The organism is Streptomyces sp. V1I1, assembly GCF_030817355.1.
In the GTDB taxonomy this organism is placed as follows: Bacteria; Actinomycetota; Actinomycetes; order Streptomycetales; family Streptomycetaceae; genus Streptomyces.
Genome location: NZ_JAUSZH010000001.1, coordinates 5865291 through 5883342 on the forward strand (window position 1 = coordinate 5865291; position 18052 = coordinate 5883342).

Below are 18052 nucleotides of genomic sequence, written 5' to 3' on the forward strand. Positions count from 1 at the left end.
GGTCGGGGCGGCCAGGGCGAGCCGCCTCAGCCGCAGCAGCCGCCTCCGCAGCAACCCCCGCCGCCACCGCCGCCGCTTCCTGCGCCGGGCGCGGACGCGGACTTCGTACCGCCGACGGCGACGGCCGAGAGCAGCTTGACGGTGTCCTCGTGGCCGGCCGGGCAGCTCGCCGGGTCGGAGGACTGGGCCATCGGCCGGTTCACTTCGAAGGTGTCACCGCAGCTGCGGCAGCGGTATTCGTAACGAGGCATGGCCTCAGGTTATCGGCAGTGCGGCGGCTGCCGGGTGCTCGCGCTACAGGTGGTCGCCCTACAGATGCTCGCGCTACGGATGCTCGCGCATCGCGAGGTCGAGCAGTTCGAGCGTGGCCATGTACGCGCCGTCCACGTCCCCCTCCCGTACCCGCTCCACCACCGCCGCGTGCACGCCGACCGGGTCCTCAGGCGTACCCGCCAGGTGCACGCGCCGATCGCGCTCGATGAGCACGGGGATGATCACCCGGCGCATCTGCGCGAAGAACCGGTTGCGTGAGGCGGCCAGCAGGGCGGTGTGGAACGACGCGTCCGAGCGCACGCCGAGCACCGGATCGTCCCCGGCCGCCCTCATCGCGTCGAGCGCCGCGTCGAGCGCCGCGAGGTCCTGTTCGCTGCGGTGCTCGGCGGCGAGCGAGGCGGCGGCCGGTTCGATGGAGCGGCGCAGTTCCAGCATGTCCGCGAAGAAGCCGGCCGACGCACCGGCGGCGAGCGTCCAGCGCAGCACGTCGGTGTCCAGGAGGTTCCAGTCGTCCCGGGGCCGTACGGACGTGCCGCGCCGCCGACGGGCGTCGATCAGGCCCTTCGTCGTCAGTACCTTGATCGCTTCGCGCAGTACAGCCTGGCTGACGTCCAGCTCGGCCATCAGCTGCGGCAGAACGAGTGGGTCGCCCTCGGCGTAGGTGCCGTCGAAGATCCGGCGGGCGAGAGCCTCCACGGCGGCCCCGTGCACCCCGCGGCCCGCGTAGGCGGCGTAGCCGGTGTTGCTCGTGCCGGCCTTTACTCGCCTGCTCCCTTTCGTAGCACCTCACCCCGTTCGCGCCGCTGGGCGCGCTGCTCCTGGTCCGCCTGGTCGGGGTGGCGGGCCTTCCAGTACGGGTTGTCGTGCGGCAGCGTCGCGCTGACCCTCCCGTACATCCCGAAGAACATCAGCATCACGCCCACCACAAAGCTGAACAGCACGTTCTGGATGTGGAAGGCGAGGAAGTTGTAGTCGGTCTCCAGCAGGGCGAGATTGAGGAAGCCGCTGAGGATGAAGGCGACGCCGAGGATCATGTTCACGGTCGAGGCGAAGTTGCCACCGATGATCATCCCGACGAAGAGCAGCGCCCCTACGCAGATGGAGAGGACGCTCAGTGCGCCGTTGGTGTTGAGCCCCGCGACGGTGTCACCGCTGATGTCGAAGAAGCCGATCTTGTTGATCAGCCCGAGAATGCCGAAGGCGAGCAGCACAAGACCCATCAGACCTGCGCCCACGCGGTAGACCTGGCTGAGGCGATGGTCGACGGGGAGATGTTCGTCGAGCCTGATGCGGCGGGTGGTTTCGGGGTGCGGTACGTGTGTTGCCATGTCTGGGCTCCCTTTGTACGTACTCGTACCCCCAAGGATCCGCCCGAGGGCGGAGCCGGACAACCAGGGGGACGTCCCGGGGTGGCCGGGCAGGGGGTGCCGCGCGGGGGGTCTGCCGCGTCCGGGGCGGCCGGGCAGGGGGTGCCGCGCGGAGGTCCGCGTCCTGGGGGCGCCACGCGGAGGGCCGCGTCCCGGGTGCCCGGCGGCGGGAAGCCTCGGGCCCGCCCGGAGGGCCGCGTGTCCCGGGACCCAGGCGGCGCGGGGTCTCAGGCGCCGGCGGTGCCGCCCGCGCCGCGCTCCTCGCGGATCTGCTCGACCACACGCGCGACCGCGCGCCGTACCGCCTCGGTCTCCATCAGGAAGTGCCAGTAGTCGGGATGCCGGCCCTCGAGCCCGGCGACGGCCCGCTCCAGCCGGGCCACCGAGTCATCCAGCGGCCGCGCATGACGCGGATCCGGGGTGTTGCGCCCAGCCATGGCGAGGCGCTGCGCGTCGCGGATGGCGAATCGGGTCCGGTCGATCTCCTGCTGCGGATCCTTGGCCACGGCATTGAGCCGCCGCAGCCGGTCGCCGGCCGCGGAGACCGCCTCATCGGTGGTGTTCAGCAGCGCCCGTACCGTACTGAGCAGGGCCGTCGCATCCGCCCACCGCTGTTCGTCGCGCGCCTTGGCCGCCTCCCGGAGCTTCTCCTCGGCCTGGCGGACGCTGATCGCCGCCTGCTCGGGGACGGGCTGGAGATCCTGCCAGCAGGCGGCGGAGAAGCGCCGCCGCAGCTCGCTCAGGACGGGCTCGACGGATCCGGCGCGGTTGGTGAGGGCCTCCGCGCGTGTACGGAGGGACACCAGGCGCTTGTCGGTCTCGGCGGCGCGCTCGGGCAGCCGCTCGGCCTCGGCCCGTACGGCTTCGGCGTCGCGCAGCACGCGGTCGGCGCGCTGGAGGGTCTCGGCCACGCCGTGCCGCCCGGCGCCCTGATTGAGCATGGTCAGCTCGGGGGCGAGGGCGGCGAGGCGAGCCGCGAGATCGTCCGCTCGCAAACCGGAGCCCCGCGCCGAATCGAGAGCGTTGCTCGCGGAAAGTAGCGCCTGTCGCGCCCGCTCCACGGCGGGAGCGAGCCGGGCGAGCTGCGTCTCCGCCTTGTCGAGCAGCGGCCCGAGCCCCTGCGCAAACCGGTCGAGGTCCCCCTTGACCCGTACGAGCTCGTCCTTGGCACTGGTGAGCTCACCCCGCGCGTGCGCGGCGACGGAGGCTTCGAGGCCGTCCCGGTCGAGGTCGTGCGCGTCCACGGCGGTGATGTACCGATGGCTCACCTCGTCGATCCGCCGCCCCAGCGCGGCGAAGTCGTCCACGGCCCGGCGCGCCCCCGGCGAACTGTCCACCGCCGAGATCGTCTCGATCGAGATCCGCAGATCGCGCTGGGCGGTGTCCAGCTCGTAGAAGGCAGCGGCGGCGGCGTCCTTCGCGGCCTGCGCATCCGCGCGCTGGCTCTCCCCGCGCCCGCCGAACCAGCGCCGCGTCCCGCCGCCGGCGAACGCGCCCGGCAGCGCAGCGACGATCAACGGCACGGGCAGCAGCATCAGCGCGAGGACATCCCGGACGGCACTCGCCTGCCCTCTTGCATGAGGCCGCGCGTGTGTCGCCGTCACATCCCTCTCCCGTGCCGTGTCGCCCTGCCCGGTTCATTCTCCCACCAGGTAGTGACGAACACACGGGCCTGTTAGTTCGCGCTTCGCACAGTGACTTTGCCGTTGTCACTGCGGGCCTTGACGACGTGAGAGCTGCTGTCGTCGGTCGGCACGTCGACGTCCACACCGCCGTTGTCGCTCTTGGCCGTCACGGCGTATGGAGCCCCGGCGCCCGGCAACTCGATGGTGATCCCGCCGTTGTCACTGACGGTCTCCACCCGATCGGGCACGGCGACGAGCCCGAGCCGCACGGACCCGTTGTCCGACCGGACGCTCACGGTCTTGGAGCTGACGCGCTCGGTGACGACGGCGCCGTTGTCGCTGTCGACCCGGAGCGGTCCGCTGGAGTCCCGCACGGTCACCCCGCCATTGTCGGACCGGATCTTCAGCGCGGTGTCGAACCCACTGGCGGTGACGCTCCCGTTGTCGTCCTCCACGGTCACGGCAACCCCGCGCGGCACCTTGACGGTGTGCCGCGCTTCGCAGTCGCTGGCCACGGCATCACACTTCACCCGCAGGGTCAGCGTCCCGTCCTTCATCTTCCAGGAGGCCTCGGGCCCGTTCCCCATGAACACCCACCCGTCGACCTGCCGGGTCACCTGCACCTCTTTGACGTCGGCGGTCACGAGCTCGATGGCGGAGTCGTCGGAGTTGATGGTTAGGGCCTTCCCGGCGAGGGGGAACGACTTGCTCTCGACGGGGGCGTCTCCGGCATCGGCACTGCCACACCCGGTGAGGGCGCCCGCGGCAAGGGCGACGCCGGCGGCGACGAGCGCGCGAGCGCGAGTCCGAGTACGGGTGGTGCGATGGGTGCGGGTGCGGGTGCGGGTGCGGAATGCGGGCACGGTGATCGTTCCCTCAGGTAGTTCGGCAGAGCAGTTCTGCCGATGTGCCCCCAAGGTAGGAGTTCGCAGGTGGGGGAACGATCCGGGCGACCACCGCCTCGGGGGTGGGGGTAGCCCCCGTACCCAGGAGGAGGAGGGGGAGGCGGGGGGAACAGGTTTGCAGGGCGGCCCCCTGCGCCATGTACGCTGTTCCCTCATCCACGGGTGCGTAGCTCAGGGGTAGAGCGCTGCTCTTACAAAGCAGATGTCGGCGGTTCGAAACCGTCCGCGCCCACTTGCTTCAAGACAAAGGCCCAGGCCACCGGCGACAAACCGGAAGCCTGGGCCTTGATCGTTCCTCCGCCCTTGCGGCGGGGGAGTGGCGTCGTGCCACCTACGTGCCGGATGCTGCTTCTGGATCTTCCCCAGCGGGCTCGGCCGGCCGGACCCCCGGTCCGGTGAGGACCCTAGGGTTTGTCCCTGATGCCCGCATCGATGTCGCTCGCCTACCGTCGTGAGTAGTGCTGATCTTCCGGTCAGCCGATCCATTCGCACCGAACTCGTGCGTTACGGAGGCTTGATGAAGGCGATCGTCCAGGACCGGTACGGCTCACCTGACGTTCTGGAGCTCAGGGAGGTCGACAAGCCGGTGGTCGCCGGCCACGAGGTGCTGATACGGGTCCAGGCGGCGGCGGTCAACGCGCGCGACTGGCACGTCATGCGGGGCGACCCGTACATGGCACGCCTGGTGCTCGGGTTCGGCAGGCCGAAGGCGAAGATCCGGGGCACGGACTTCGCGGGTCGGGTGGAAGCGGTGGGCAAGGACGTGAAACGGTTCCGTCCCGGTGACGCGGTATTCGGCGAAGCCGACGGAGCATTTGCCGAGTATGTGTGTGCCTCGGACGACGTGGTGGAGCCGAAACCGGCCAGCCTGACGTTCGAGCAGGCGGCCGTGGTGCCGCTGGCGGGGAACACCGCCCTCATGGGCCTTCGTGATCTGGGGGGAGTGCAGCCGGGACAGAAGGTCCTGGTCAACGGTGCGTCAGGTGGTGTGGGGACCTTCGCCGTGCAGATGGCCAAGTCGTTCGGCGCGGAGGTGACCGGCGTGTGCAGTACGCGAAACGTGGACCTGGTCCGGTCGCTCGGCGCGGACCACGTCATCGACTACACGGGGGAAGACTTCACTCGGAACGGACAGCGGTACGACGTCGTTCTCGACCTGGTGGGGAACCGTTCGTTGACCGAGTGCCGGCGCGCGCTGACCCCCGCGGGGACGCTCGTTCTGTCCGGTGGGGGCGTGTCCGACGGCGGCAGTCTTGTCGGGCCGATGGGTCTCATCCTCAGGGGGCAGGCGCTGTCACGTTTCGTCCGCCATCGGCTGCTCGTACTTACGGCGACGCCGAGCAAGGAGAACCTGGCGACGCTGAGGGAACTCGCCGAGTCCGGAAGAATTACCCCGGTCATTGACCGGACCTACCCGTTGAGCGAAGTACCCGAGGCCATCCGGTACCTCGAAGTTGAGCACGCGCGTGCGAAGGTCGTCATCACCGTGTGACGGTCCGCTGAGGCCCAGCCGTCCATGCACCTGAGGGCGCCCCGTCTTCCTCGCTCCTCCTGATATCTGAACCGGCCGGCGGACACACGCCCAGCCAGGGCCAGCTCCTGACAGCCTCCACCACTGGCACAGTTCCTTGCGCTGGTCGGGCTCATAGGACAAGGTCACCGATCAGTGGCGCGCCGGTGGTGCCGAGGTCGAGCGTGCCCACCAGGACAAAGGCCCCCAGCCGATCACGGCTGGGGGCCTTTGGCATCCAGTTCTGGCATCAACGGCGGCGGTCACTCACCCAGCGAATAGGGTCCAATCGGCGGACCACTTTCACCTCATCGGCTGCCATGGGGGCCTATCGGTAGGCCTATCGGCTTACCCCACAGGCCAGACCCATCCCAAGCTTGTAATGTCAGTCCACAGGCGCCGAACTACACCGAATTGCCAAACCGATACTTACCAAACCTTGCTGCGGATCAAATCGGGCCGGGTCTACTTCCGTGTCCACACTGGTGGGCCGGAAAATACGGAAAGGGAAAGAATTGGCATTCAGTGAGATAGCTTCAAAGGTGACTTTAGGAGTAGTTGTCGTTGCGGTCTCCACTTCGGCCGTCGCTCCCGCTTCCACGGCAACCGTCGCTCCCGCCTCCACGGCAACCGTCGCTCCTGATTCCAGGGCAACCGTCTCCCATGAGACCCGGAGCATAAAATTCACATCCCAGCGACTCAAGGGCAGGCTGATTGAGTGCACGTCCGAAAACCCCGGACTGGCACAGTTTCTCACTCGAGACATAGCGAAGTCGCTGGAAAATCGCGCCAGTCAGGCCTCGGTGGTGCTGTATGACCGAAACACCCGTACCTCCTGCACGTACGGCGCGGACAAGCACTACGACTCCGCGAGCACAGTCAAGCCGATAATATTGGGGGCTCTGCTCCTGGACAGAGGAGTCGACCTGTCCGAGGAGGAGCAGGACCTGGCCAGACAGATGATCGTGAGCTCGGACAACGACGCGACGTACGCCCTGTGGGAAAGCCTGGGCCACAAAAATATCCAGAATTTCCTGGACAAGGCCGGAATGAAGAACACCATCCTCAACGACGCAGGCTTCATGGGCCTGACTCAGGTCACTGCAAGGGACCAGGCCAAACTGCTTGAGCTGCTCACCGCTGAGGACAACTCGGTCCTGAACGCCGAAGAGCGCACCTACATCCTGGACCTCATGCGTGACGTGCAGGAGGATCAGCGGTGGGGAACGCCCGCCGGGGCTCCCTCGGACGCTGCCGTACAGGTCAAGAACGGGTGGCTTCAGCGTTCCCAGAACAGGCTCAAGAACCCCTGGGACCGCGGAGATTGGAAGGTCAACAGCATGAGTGCGGTCACCGGTCATGCCTACGACTATGGCCTCGTGGTCCTCACCGAAAACAACAGGGTCCCTGAAGACGAGTCGCCGGAGGTGGGGTGGGACTATGGCATGGAAACGGTTGAGGCCGTGGCAAAGGCCATCCACCACGACCTCAAGGCTCCCCCGGCTACCGGCCGTCCCGGCCTCCTATGAAGGCTGCTGGGCCGGCAGGGCTGATTCAACGGCTTGGTGACCAGGCGTTCGCTGACATCAGTCGTACAAAGCAGAGGTCGGCGGTTCGAAACCGTACGCGCCCACCAGTGCGAAGGCCCCCAGCCGATCACGGCCGGGGGCCTTCGCAGTCAGCATGACGATCGAGCTCGTGGCACTGGCAGGCGTCAGGCCGTCGGGCCGTCGGGCCGTCGGGGCGGCCGCGCGGCCAGTCAGCTGGTCAGCTGGTCAGCCAGGGTAGACGCGCGCGGCGGCAATGGGGCGTTCGGCCACGGTGTGGGCCGTGGACGAGTTGACGCCCCATCGGTAGCCGGCGAAGAGCTTGGTGGCCGCGTCCGCGTAGAACACGATGTGGCCGTAGCCGGCACCATTGTGCTCGGTCCACTCCGGCGTCGCGCCCACGTGCTCTTCGATCCGGGTGTCCGGGAAGGCGCGATAGATCGCCTCGGCGGAATCGGATGCGGCCGGGTCGCCGTGCGGATTGCTGGTGCAGTCGACGATCTCGAAGACGTACGGGACGACATTGCCGCCCACCTGGCTGTCCACGGAGGACGCCCAGGTCCCCTTGCGCTCCTTCACCATCACGATGTGACCGGTGTACGGCTCCGTGGTGTTCTCCGGGTCGTAGTCGAAGGCCACCAGATCGCCCGGGCGCAGGTTGACCGGCTTGGTGACCCCGGTGAAGTGCGGTATGTCCGCCGAGATGGCGAAGCCCGTACGGAACTTCTCCGCGGTGGGGAAGAGCTTGCCGGGCTCGGTGTGGAAGTACTGGCTGAAGTACTCCTTCGTCGCCCATCCGTACGCCGAGTCCGCGCCGTAGGTGCGCTCGAGGACCATCGTGAGGAACGACGAGCATTGCGCGAAGACGGAGAACTGCTCGGGGTGCCCGGCCGCGCCCCACTTGGCCGAGGAGTTCTCGTCCGGGAACTCCCCTGCCGTCTTGTAGCGGTTCACCGTCGCCTGCTCGCTCCAGGGGAGCGTACGCAGGTAATCGACCAACATTTCTGCCTCAACCTGGTGCGGCGGTCTGGCCCATTGCGGGTCCGGCGGCGGAACCTCTGCCGCGGCGGCCCGGCTCGTGCCGGCTGCGGCGGTGACGAGCGCCGCTCCGGCCGTACCGGCCAGGAGCCCCCGGCGGCTGAGACGGTGGTTGGACATGACTGATCCCCCAGTACTGTCGATGAATCATTGATGGCGGCAGGATCCTACGGCCTCACGTCGGGCCGGCGGCCTGGCGGACATCCCGCCGTCACCGGAGCAGGACCCTCCGGAAAGTTGCCTGCTCATACGGAAGTCTGCGCCGCTTTGCCGCGTCGCGGTTGCCCCGCACGATCCGCGTCACCGGGTGGTGCTCGCCCAGGACCCGAACACAATCGGCGTACGCCTCGTCGTACAGCGGGATGGCCCGCTTGACCTCACCCGCCGCGCGATACGCATCAGCGAGATAGCTGCGCGCGATCAGCGCGTCCGCATGATCCTCCCCCAGCACCCGTATGCAGTCGGCGAGGACCCGCTCGCCCAGCGGAATGGCCCGTCGCGCATCACCCGCGGCCCGGCATGCGAAGGCGAGGCCGAGCCGCGCGTCGAGCGTTCCCTGATGGTCCTCACCCAGCAGTCTGAGGCAGTCGGCAAGGACCCGCTCGAACAACGCGACCGCCCGCCCCGCATCGCCTGCCGCCCGATACGCGTCGGCGAGATAGCCACGCAGGGTGAGTGTCTGCAGATGGTCCTCGCCGAGCGCGCGGATACAACCGGCCAGTGCCCGCTCGCCCTGCGCGATCGCCCGTCCCGCTTCACCCGCCGTCCGGTACGCCTCGGCAAGATGCCCCTGCGTCATGAGCGTGTCCGGATGGTCCTCCCCAAGTACCCGGACACAACCGGCCTGAGCCCGTCGGAGGCACTCGATGGCACGCTTCACCGCACCTTGATCGAGCTGGAACCACCCCATGTCGTGAAGAATGCGGGCCGTCTTCCTGGGACATCGACTCTGATCCAGGTCAGGAGGGAACGCGTCCGTCCTTGTCGTCGACGTGTCCGACGCCCTGCCACATGCCCATCGAGTAACGGGCCTTCGCGCCAGTGCCGTAGTGCCTGGTCGCGTAGTACCCCTGGAGGGCGACCGAGGTGCCGCGGAGCAGCAGGGTGTGCCCCGCGCGTCCGCGGGCGGTACCAGCGCAGCGGCCAGGTGACCCCATTGAGCGCCGGAACCGGGATGCACGAGATGTGGTTCGGGCCCGCAGTCAAATGAGTGACGCCCTCCGGCCAGGGGCGGTGCGAGGTGCTGTCGACTGGGAGGAGGCAGTAGAGAGCGGCGTCCGCTGTCCCCGGCGGCGACCGCGGCCCGGAACTCCTCGTCCGGATCGGAGACCCAGCTCGCCGTGGCACCGGCTCGCGGACACGTGGTGCCCGGACACATTGTGTCCGTCAGCGTTTGGCCTCATCGGTCGGCGGGACCCACCTCATGCGGCCGTCCTCCCCAACTACGTGGTCCTCTGCAAGGGCTCCCGGAGAAGGCATGTGCCAGCAGTCCGGTCCGTCACCCTCAATAACGTCAAAGGCAAGGTCGTCGTGGTAGACGCCGTCGTCCCCGATGACAGGGAAGACGATGACGAGGGAGTGATCCGCGGGGATCTTCTCCGGGTGGATGGACCCGATGAACTTGCCGTCCTCGTGCGTGAACCTCACCACCTTCAGGGCGATGTCATCGTCGCCCGAGGTGTTCTTCTCTTCGTTGACCGGGCAGTAGGGGTCGCCCTGGTAAACCCGGGCCCGCACTCCCATGCGAGCCAGATCGCGCTGGAGGCGCTCAAGGGCGGGCCTGGTCTCTCCGGTATCGCGAATAGTCACCTTGACGACTCCGTGCGGTTCACGGTCGAGGGTGTAGGCCACCGCGGTGATCCTTTCTGGGAAGTATCCGGCCCCAGGGGCCGTGTGTTGGGCCGTGGTGCCATGGCCCGCCGAGGTGCCGGGCGCCTGGCCGATCGTCACCGCGATGCCGGCCACGGCGGCGACCACTGCCACGGCGGCGGCTACCCGCACCGCCAGACGCCGGCGTCTGTCCTTGCCCTGCTGGCGGGCCATCTCCAGCCAGCTGCTCATCAGGTGTTCCTCACGCTGCTGCTGACGGCCGGCGGGGAAGTCCCGATCGGCGGGCACGGTCAGCGTCCGACGCAGCACCTGCACATCGTCGTTCTGGTCCCGGGTCACCGTGGTTCTCCTCCGCTCGGCGGGACCGCCTCGGTGCGGTCACCTGCGTGCTGCCAATCGGCGGCGGCCGGTTCCCTGTCCGGGCCGAAGTTGTTGCCGGCCAGCTTCTCCAGCCGTCTACGGGCACGGGACAGGCGGGAGCGGACTGTGCCCACCGGCACGCCCAGGGACTCGGCGACCGCGGCATAGTCCAGGCCGGCCCATACGCACAGCGCCAGGACCTCACGATCGGCGCGGGACAGCCTCTCCAGTGCGGCGCGCACCGCCGCGATCTTGTCCTGGTCCTCCAGCCGGCCGACCACCTCATCGGCGAAGTCCGGCAGCAGGCCGGGAGCGGGCATCCGCTCCATGAGCGCCCGGTACCGCCGGGCGACCCGCCGTCGGCGGTGGATCACGTGGGTGGCGATCCCCAGCAGCCAGGGCAACAGGCCGCCGCCCTGCGGCTCGACTTTCTCGCGCAGCCGCCACGCCTCGAGGAACACCAGCGAGGTGCAGTCCTCGGCGACCGACCAGTCCCCGGTCAGGCGAAAGCAGTGGTTGTACACCGCCCGGCCGTGCTCGCGGAACAGCGCGCCGAAGGCCCCCTCGTCTCCCGCCCGGATGCGGGCCCGAAATCCTGGATCCATGCCTATCTCCGCCACCCAGACGGCTGCGAGTTCCCCGTGACGCCCGTCACAGTGCCGGGCGCCGCCAACCCTGGTCACCGGGCGTGCGCCAGAGCGTCTCATCCAGCGGCGACTATGCGGCACCCCCGAGGCGACAGTCGGCACTATCAGCGAGGGGAACCCCGACAGAGTCCTATGGGCAGGCGGCGGCGAGGATCGCTTCGGCGGCAGAGGTGCGGGCGTAGAGCACTGAGCGGCCGGCTCGGTGGGCGCTGACCAGACCCGCGTCGCGCAGCGCGGTGAGGTACTGGGACACCCCGGCCGGGGAGAGCCCCGTACGGTGGGCCAGTTCGGTGGTGGAGGCCGGAGTTTCCAGTTCGGCCAGCAGCAGGGTCCGCGAGCGGCCGAGTACGGCGGCGATGGCGTCGGTCCTGGTGATGGGCCGGGGTTCCCACAGTGAGCCGACGCCGCGCGCCGGGTAGGCCAGTTGCGGCGGCTCCGGCAGCGTCACCCGGGTGAGGAGGCCCGGTCCGGTGAAAGCCGAGGGAATCAGCAGCAGCCCTGCGCCCGCCGTCTTCCGGGACAGGGTCCGCTGCCGGCGGGCCAGCCACCGACTCCCCGTTCCTGACGTCCCTCCGCCCGTAGCGCTCAGCCCTCCCACGAGCAGATCGAGAGCCTCCGGCGACGACTCCTCATCGAGAAATGATCAGTCAGATGAGCGGAGGCCGGCCCAACCGGGTCATACGCCACACAGTCCCCCACTTCATCGGCTTGCGGGGGCCGCACGGAGTGCGAGTCCCCTCCAGAAACCCGGCGGCCCATGCCTTCAGCCCGGAAACGGAACGGATGCGGGCCAAGTTGAGCAGAATCCACACGCCCAGATAGACCGGGATCAGGGGGAAGGGAAGCCGGCGCCTAGTAGGGCTTTGTTAGGTGGTGTCGTAGGGCTGCCAGGGGGTGGGTTGTCGGCAGGTGGGGCAGGTGCCGGTCCAGGTGGCCAGGAGGTGTTGGAGGAGATCCAGGGCCTGGTAGAGGGTCAGGCCCTGGCAGGGGCTTTTGGGCAGGTCCGCTGTTCGGTCAGGAACAGGTGGGCGGCGGTGACGAGGGTGACGTGCCGGTGCCAGCCGGTGAACGAGCGGCCCTCGAAGTGGTCGAGGCCGAGGGTGGTCTTCAGCTCGCGGTAGTCGTGCTCGATGCGCCACCGCAGTTTCGCGATGCGGACAAGGTCGCGGGCGGGGATGTCTGCGGGCAGGTTCGAGATCCAGTACTTGACCGGCTCGTCCTCGCCTTCGGGCCACTGGGCGATGAGCCAGGTCAGCGGGATCGTGCCGTCGGTGGCGGGCTTGGGCCGCCGCCCCGCGAGACGGATCCTCACAAGAACGAAGTGCGAGCTCATCGCGGCTTTGGAGCCCCTGCGCCAGGTCAGGGTTCGTCCCTGGCGTCGTCCGGCGGCCAGCACGTGATCCCGTAAGGACACCGGGCGGGTGCGGTAACGCGGAAGGGGCCTGGGCCCCAGGCCGCCATAGGCAGGCTGGTGGGGTTCGGCATCCTCACTGTGGGCGGTCATTTCGGCCTTGGCCTGCAGGACGTAGGCCAGGCCGCGGTCTTCCAGGCCGCGGCGGAAGTCGGCGTTGGCGCCGTATCCGGTGTCCGCGACCAGCACCGCCGGCTTCAGCCCGGTGCCGGCCAGGTCGTCGAGCATCTCCAGCGCCAGCTGCCACTTCGGGCGGTGATGCTCGTCATCAGGGATGCGACAGCGTTCCCGACGGCTGGCCGCTTCTGGCGTGTCCCAGCTCTCGGGAAGGAACAAACGCCAGGACAGCGGACACGAGGCGGTGTCGGAAGCGGCGTGGACGCTGACGCCGATCTGGCAGTTACCGACCTTGCCCAGGGTGCCCGAGTACTGCCGGGCCACCCCGGGCGACGAGATGCCGTCCTTCGGGAACCCGGTGTCGTCCACCACCCACGCCTGAGGACGGACCACCCGCACGGCCCGCCACGCCAACCGGGCCCGCACCGCGTCAAAGGCCCAGGTGGAGGACGTGATGAACTGCTGAAGCTGCTGGTGGTCCACCCCCAGGCGCCCGGCCATCGGCTGCATCGACTTACGCCGGCCGTCCAGCAGCAGCCCCCGCAGATACAGGGCACCCTTCTCACGCTGATCCCGCCGCACCAGCGGCGCGAACACCTCCCCACCGAACTCCTCCAACCGGACACGACACGAAGCGAGTTCCCCGACCCTCATACCAACAGCGAACTACCAGACACCCAACGCGACAAGACCCACCTAACAAAGCCCTACTAGCGAGCCAGACCCGGTTGCGAGCGGTGAAGCGGTAGTACACCGGATGCCTGGCCGGGGAGGTCTTGGGGTGCTGGAGGACCAGTTCGGGTTCGTAGAGGATCTTCCAGCCGGCGTCGAGGGCCCTCCAGGCCAGGTCCGTCTCTTCATGCCCGAAGAAGAAGTGCCCCGGCCAGGTGCCGATTTCGTTGAGCATCGGCACCGACAGGGCATGGCCACCTCCGAGGAAGGCGGTCACCAGCCCGCGGCGCATCGGGTCGTCGGCGCGCAGCCGCGGCACGTGGCGCCGTTGAGTCTCCCCGTGCTCATCGGCAACGCGGAACGACGTGATCCCGAGCGCGGGATCAGCCGCATACAGGCGCTGCACTTTGCGGAACACGTCGTCGGCAATGAGCAGTCCGTCGTCGTCCAGCTCGATGATGACGTCCACGTCGCCTGACTCGAGCAGGGCCTGCAGTCCGACGTTGCGCCCGCCGGGACAGCCCAGGTTCTCTTCGAGCGGGATCTTGGTCACGTCAGCTGACACGTCAGTGAGTGGAGTCGCATTGCCGACCAGCGCAACACGTGCTGGAGGCACGTCCTGCTTGGCCACTGAGGCGATCAGAGCGTCCAGTTCCCGCGGGCGAGTGCCCATGGTCACGATGACGACTCCGATGCGTGGCAACGACATAGCGGTACTCCAGTAGCCGGCGAGCGAGGGTGCTGATGATGCTAGATGCGCTGGCGCGCACGGTCTGGCGTATGACTCGCCTCGGCCGCCCGCCGGTCGTCCGGCGACGCGGCCTCTGCCCGCTGCCGCCGTGGAGGGTCTGACTCCGCGACAGCTGTGGCCCGGTCCTGGCGGCGTCCGCGCGCCAGGACCGGGCCGGACTCATCGAGCGTTGCCTAGCACGGGATGACGTGCCAGACCGGAGCCCAGTCGTAGTAGCTGCTGTAGGAGTAGGCGCCGGGAGTCGTGTAGATGGTGTTGTAGTTGCGGTCCAGGAACCTGGCCCTGGTGCCCGGGGTCTGGTTGTTGATCCAGGAGCCGGGGTAGTTCCAGTTCGACAGGTCGTACGTCTGGCACTTCCACAGGTTGAACTGCGTACCGGTGTAGTTGGTGCCGGTGTACATGCAGAAGTTCTCGTACGGACAGGCCCTGGCACTCTTCGCGCCGGTCAGGTCGCGGGCCTGGCGTTCTCCGGGCAGGGCGACCACGATCTCGCCCTTGCCCGGCAGTGCGATCTTGTTGGCGGCGACCTGCGTCCCGCCCTGGGTGGCGAGGTAGCCGTCGACTGTCGTCTGCAGTTGCTTCGTCTCGGCACCGGTCAGTCCCGCGCGCTTCGCCTGGGCGGCGAATTCCTGGCCGGTGGCGGAGGTGGCGGAGGTGGCGGAGGTGGCGGCGGAGGTGGCGGCGGTGGCGGCGGTGGCGGCGGTGGCCGGGCCGGTGAGGCCGAGCACCGTTGCTGCGATGAGAGCCAGGACCGCGAACAGCGAAGTGGTCAGCTTGCGCAATGCCATGTGACTTTCCCCCAGCGGATTCTCGAGCTGATGCCCGCGCTGTTGCGGCCGGGCATGCCAACGAGTTTTCAGGGCGCCGGGAGAACGGGGCAACCGCTTCCTCCTTAGATGTCTAGAAGACGCCATGGGCGGTATTAGTGGCTCAAGAGGCCGGAGTGCCCCTTGTGCCGGCGTCGTCCGGCGGCCGTGGAGGGGGCTGGGGGGAATTTCTGCGGACTCCTCGCGGGTTGGCGTCCGATGACTGTTGGTGATCACTGGGGAGGGTCAATGACCGAGGTGTCCGAGGTGCCTGAGGTGTCCGAGGTGTTTGGGGCAGGAGTGCAGGGGACCGTCGCGGACGGATTCGAGGCCGTACGGGAGGAGTTCGCCGCCGTACTCGCCGAAGGGATCACCACATCCGGCGCGCAGCTCGTGGCGTACCTGAACGGGCGGCAGGTTGTCGATCTGTGGGCCGGGGACGGGATGGCGGGCGATTCGCTCACCGGCGTCTTCTCCGTCAGCAAGGGCGCGGCGCACCTTGTCGTCGCGCTGCTCGTGCAGGACGGTGTGCTCGAACTCGACCGCGAAGTCGCCCACTACTGGCCGGAGTTCGCGGCCGAAGGCAAGGGCCGAATCACCCTGCGGCAGCTGCTCGCGCACAGCGCCGGGGTGATCGGCGTCGAGGGCGGCTTCAGCTCGGCGGAGCTGGCCGACGACCGGGTTCTTGCCGAACGGCTCGCGGGGCAGCGTCCGTTCTGGGAGCCGGGCACGGCGTACGGCTACCACGCCCTTGTGATCGCCGCCCTCACCGGCGAGGTGGTGCGCCGGGTCACCGGGCTGTCGATCCAGGAGCTGTTCGAGGAGCGGATCAGGGCTCCGTACGGGCTGGACTTCCACCTCGGTCTGCCCGAGGCGCTCGAATCGCGGTACCTGGACGTCCTGCCGATGCAGCCCACGCCGGAGCAGCGCGCCGAACTGGAAGCCAATGCGCCGAATCCGAAGAGCCTTGTTGCGATCGCCTTCAACTCCCACGCCGAGCCGCCCACGGACCTGCTGGACTTCATCAACACGCGTGCCGTGCGCGAGCTTGGCCAGGCCTCGGCCGGCGGCGTCGGGAACGCGCGCGGGGTGGCGGCGATGTACGCGGCGGCGATCAACGAGGTCGACGGCCGGGCTCCGCTGCTCACGCCGGAGACGATCGCGGAGTTCGCCCGGCCGCACACGGTGGGCGCCGATGTGGTCACGGGGGAGGCGGAACACTTCGGCCTCGGCTTCCAGGCGCTGGGGATGCGGTACCCGTTCCTGGGCGCGGACGCGTTCGGCCACAGCGGCGCGGCGGGGGCCCAGGCGTTCGCCGATCCGGGCAGCGGGATCGCGTACGGCTACGTCCGGCGCCGGTTCGCCTTCCCGGGCGGCGCGGCACCGGAGAACGAGCGGCTGGCGGCGGCGCTCGTGCGGGCCGCGGCGGGGGTGTAGGCGGCGGTGGTGTCCCGCGGCGGCGGGCGGGGCCGCACTCACAGAGCGCGGTCCCGCCGTCTCCGCAGGTCAGCGTGCGGTCCCGCCCGTTTCCGGCGGCACTGTCAGACCCGCGAGGCACACTGAATACATGTGCCGCAGCATTAAGACTCTCCGCCCGCCCGTCCTCCCCGAAGAGGCCACCGAGGACGACATCCACGCCGCCGCCCTGCAGTACGTACGCAAGGTGTCCGGCTTCCGTGCCCCCGCCGCGCACAATCGCGAAGTCTTCGAGCAGGCCGTCGACGAGATAGCCGAGGCGACCCGCAAGCTGCTCGACGGGCTCGAAGTGCGCGGGTCCGGAGGGTCCGGAGGGGCCGCTAAGAGGCCGGTTCGTGAGCCGGCGTCTGTGTCGGGCGCCGCATGACGTAGGCCGCCAGCGCGCCCGCCGCGAACAGCGCGAGGACCGAGATGGCCGCGCCGATCCAGCTTGCGCCCAGCCATGCGCCGCCGAAGTAGCCGAGGCCCACGCTGTAGCCCGCCCAGGCCACGCCCGCCAGGGCCGACCAGGGCAGGAACTCCTTCACCTTGCGGTGTGCCGCGCCCGCGCCCAGGGAGACGACCGAGCGGCCGGCCGGGGCGAAGCGTGCGATCACGACAAGCGCGCCGCCGCCGCGGCTGAGGGCCGTGCCAAGACGTTCCTGCGCGTTGGTCAGCTTGCGCGAGCGGGCGATCGCCCGGTCCAGGCGGTCACCGCCGCGCCAGGCGAGGCGGTACGCGACGAGGTCGCCGAGCACGGACGCGGTGGCCGCGCACAGGACCAGGACGAGGAGCGAGGGCACTTCTTGCGGGACCCGGCCGGCCGCGGCCTCGACGGACGCGGTGGCCGTGGCGGTGGTCGAGCCCGCCGCGGCCGCGGTCGCCGCCGTGATCACCAGGACTCCGCTGGGGCAGCACGGGCAGGAAGACGTCGAGAAGTACGGAAAGGGCCACCACCGCGTAGATCCATGGGCTGCCGGTCAGCGACCCCACACTCTCGAGCACCCGAACTCCCCAGTTTCGTAAAATACGCCGCGACGTCGCAGGGGAGCGGCAGGGGCGGCAGTACAGCTGTACAGCGTACGCCTGGGGTTCACCTCGAGATCGCCAGGGGTCGAAGATGTTGTCCGCCTCACTTCCACCGGCGGACGCGGGAGGCACGAAGCGCCCGGTCCCTCGTCGTGCGGGGCCGGGCGCTCGACGTGCTGATGGACCGTCAGGCCGGGACCGTCAGGCCGCGACCGTCAGGCCGGTACGGTCAGGCGGGGACCGTCAGGGCGCGACCGCCGTGGTCTGCTCCTTGCGCTCCTCGTCCGCGGGCCGGCTCTCGCCGCGCGGGGCGAACACCCGGTCCAGCGCGAGTGCGCCCGGTCCGGTGAAGACCAGCAGCAGGAAGGCCCAGCAGTAGAGCGCGGAGCCCTCGCCGCTGTTCTGCAGCGGGAAGAGTGCCTTGGGCTGGTGGACCGTGAAGTACGCGTACGCCATAGAGCCCGACGCGATGAGCGCGGCGGTACGGGTGCCCAGGCCGAGCAGCACCAGGGTGCCGCCGACCAGTTCGATCACCGCGGCGTACCAGCCGGGCCAGGTGCCGGCCGGGATGGTGCCGCCGCCGCCCGCCGCGCCGCCGAGGACGCCGAACAGCGCGGCGGCGCCGTGGCAGGCGAAGAGCAGGCCGACGACGATCCGGAACAGGCTGAGGGCGTACGGCTGGGCCTTGTTCAGACGGCCGGACAGCGAC

At 69.1% G+C, this 18052-nt stretch carries 19 protein-coding genes, 1 tRNA gene and 2 pseudogenes; 5 read left to right on the plus strand and 17 right to left on the minus strand.

All coding sequences use genetic code 11. The annotated features are described in order from the left end of the window. Positions 1-26: 26 nt before the first annotated feature. The 5 genes from QFZ67_RS27430 to QFZ67_RS27450 all read right to left on the minus strand — a co-directional run bounded on the left by QFZ67_RS27430 (position 27) and on the right by QFZ67_RS27450 (position 4128). Positions 27-251, minus strand: coding sequence for a zinc ribbon domain-containing protein (locus tag QFZ67_RS27430; protein ID WP_307663732.1), 225 nt, complete (start codon positions 249-251; stop codon positions 27-29). Positions 252-324: 73 nt separating this feature from the next. After that, positions 325-969, minus strand: coding sequence for a FadR/GntR family transcriptional regulator (locus QFZ67_RS27435; RefSeq protein WP_307663733.1), 645 nt, complete (start codon positions 967-969; stop codon positions 325-327). Positions 970-1031: 62 nt separating this feature from the next. After that, on the minus strand, positions 1032-1601 hold the full coding sequence (locus QFZ67_RS27440) for a DUF4383 domain-containing protein (protein ID WP_307663734.1): 570 nt from the start codon (positions 1599-1601) through the stop codon (positions 1032-1034). A 266-nt stretch (positions 1602-1867) separates the two neighbouring features. Next, the gene (locus QFZ67_RS27445; RefSeq protein WP_307663735.1) at positions 1868-3244 is read right to left on the minus strand and encodes a hypothetical protein; all 1377 of its coding nucleotides are present in this window, start codon (positions 3242-3244) and stop codon (positions 1868-1870) included. 71 nt (positions 3245-3315) lie between these two features. Next, on the minus strand, positions 3316-4128 hold the full coding sequence (locus QFZ67_RS27450; protein ID WP_307663736.1) for a DUF4097 family beta strand repeat-containing protein: 813 nt from the start codon (positions 4126-4128) through the stop codon (positions 3316-3318). A 202-nt stretch (positions 4129-4330) separates the two neighbouring features. On the opposite strand from QFZ67_RS27450, the gene QFZ67_RS27455 reads away from it, so the two are divergent. The 3 genes from QFZ67_RS27455 (at position 4331) to QFZ67_RS27465 (ending at position 7209) form a co-directional block, all read left to right on the plus strand. Beyond that, positions 4331-4402, plus strand: a tRNA-Val gene (locus QFZ67_RS27455). A 285-nt stretch (positions 4403-4687) separates the two neighbouring features. Continuing rightward, positions 4688-5662, plus strand: a complete 975-nt coding sequence (locus QFZ67_RS27460) for an NAD(P)-dependent alcohol dehydrogenase (RefSeq protein ID WP_307663737.1) — start codon at positions 4688-4690, stop codon at positions 5660-5662. 491 nt (positions 5663-6153) lie between these two features. Then, positions 6154-7209, plus strand: coding sequence for a serine hydrolase (locus QFZ67_RS27465; protein WP_307663738.1), 1056 nt, complete (start codon positions 6154-6156; stop codon positions 7207-7209). Positions 7210-7455: 246 nt separating this feature from the next. Here QFZ67_RS27465 and QFZ67_RS27470 read toward each other — a convergent pair whose 3' ends face one another. The 10 genes and pseudogenes from QFZ67_RS27470 to QFZ67_RS27515 form a co-directional block, all read right to left on the minus strand. Next, the gene (locus QFZ67_RS27470) at positions 7456-8385 is read right to left on the minus strand and encodes a hypothetical protein (RefSeq protein ID WP_307663739.1); all 930 of its coding nucleotides are present in this window, start codon (positions 8383-8385) and stop codon (positions 7456-7458) included. Positions 8386-8476: 91 nt separating this feature from the next. Continuing rightward, complete coding sequence (locus QFZ67_RS27475) at positions 8477-9307, minus strand: tetratricopeptide repeat protein (protein ID WP_307665985.1); 831 nt, start codon at positions 9305-9307, stop codon at positions 8477-8479. Then, positions 9225-9422: a hypothetical protein gene (locus tag QFZ67_RS27480; protein WP_307666132.1), complete on the minus strand. Its 198-nt coding sequence runs from the start codon at positions 9420-9422 to the stop codon at positions 9225-9227. The genes QFZ67_RS27475 and QFZ67_RS27480 overlap by 83 nt, the downstream gene beginning before the upstream one ends. Positions 9423-9651: 229 nt before the next feature. Further along, on the minus strand, positions 9652-10434 hold the full coding sequence (locus QFZ67_RS27485; RefSeq protein ID WP_307663740.1) for a hypothetical protein: 783 nt from the start codon (positions 10432-10434) through the stop codon (positions 9652-9654). Continuing rightward, positions 10431-11060 carry an RNA polymerase sigma factor gene (locus tag QFZ67_RS27490; RefSeq protein WP_307663741.1) on the minus strand — a complete coding sequence of 210 codons (630 nt, stop codon included), beginning with the start codon at positions 11058-11060 and terminating at the stop codon, positions 10431-10433. The genes QFZ67_RS27485 and QFZ67_RS27490 overlap by 4 nt, the downstream gene beginning before the upstream one ends. 172 nt (positions 11061-11232) lie before the next feature. Continuing rightward, on the minus strand, positions 11233-11550 hold the full coding sequence (locus tag QFZ67_RS27495) for an ArsR/SmtB family transcription factor (protein WP_373430133.1): 318 nt from the start codon (positions 11548-11550) through the stop codon (positions 11233-11235). A gap of 199 nt (positions 11551-11749) precedes the next feature. Next, a pseudogene (locus tag QFZ67_RS27500) lies at positions 11750-11956 on the minus strand (glycosyltransferase family 2 protein); the annotation flags it as partial. A 119-nt stretch (positions 11957-12075) separates the two neighbouring features. Next, entirely contained in the window at positions 12076-13284 is a 1209-nt protein-coding gene (locus tag QFZ67_RS27505) for an IS701 family transposase (protein WP_307659208.1), read from the minus strand. Beyond that, positions 13193-14011: a glycosyltransferase family 2 protein gene (locus tag QFZ67_RS27510; RefSeq protein WP_307663742.1), complete on the minus strand. Its 819-nt coding sequence runs from the start codon at positions 14009-14011 to the stop codon at positions 13193-13195. The genes QFZ67_RS27505 and QFZ67_RS27510 overlap by 92 nt, the downstream gene beginning before the upstream one ends. Positions 14012-14226: 215 nt before the next feature. Continuing rightward, positions 14227-14841, minus strand: a complete 615-nt coding sequence (locus QFZ67_RS27515; RefSeq protein WP_307663743.1) for a peptidase inhibitor family I36 protein — start codon at positions 14839-14841, stop codon at positions 14227-14229. Between the two features lie 267 nt (positions 14842-15108). Here QFZ67_RS27515 and QFZ67_RS27520 point away from each other — a divergent pair, with 267 nt between their 5' ends. Together QFZ67_RS27520 and QFZ67_RS27525 are read left to right on the plus strand one after the other, a co-directional pair. After that, positions 15109-16296: a serine hydrolase gene (locus QFZ67_RS27520; protein WP_307663744.1), complete on the plus strand. Its 1188-nt coding sequence runs from the start codon at positions 15109-15111 to the stop codon at positions 16294-16296. 130 nt (positions 16297-16426) lie between these two features. Next, positions 16427-16702, plus strand: coding sequence for a DUF2277 domain-containing protein (locus tag QFZ67_RS27525; RefSeq protein ID WP_307663745.1), 276 nt, complete (start codon positions 16427-16429; stop codon positions 16700-16702). Here QFZ67_RS27525 and QFZ67_RS27530 read toward each other — a convergent pair. Then, positions 16656-17319, minus strand: a pseudogene (locus tag QFZ67_RS27530) (DedA family protein). The gene QFZ67_RS27525 and the pseudogene QFZ67_RS27530 overlap by 47 nt on opposite strands. A 267-nt stretch (positions 17320-17586) precedes the next feature. Next, the gene (locus QFZ67_RS27535) at positions 17587-18048 is read right to left on the minus strand and encodes a DoxX family protein (RefSeq protein ID WP_307665986.1); all 462 of its coding nucleotides are present in this window, start codon (positions 18046-18048) and stop codon (positions 17587-17589) included. Positions 18049-18052 lie beyond the last annotated feature (4 nt).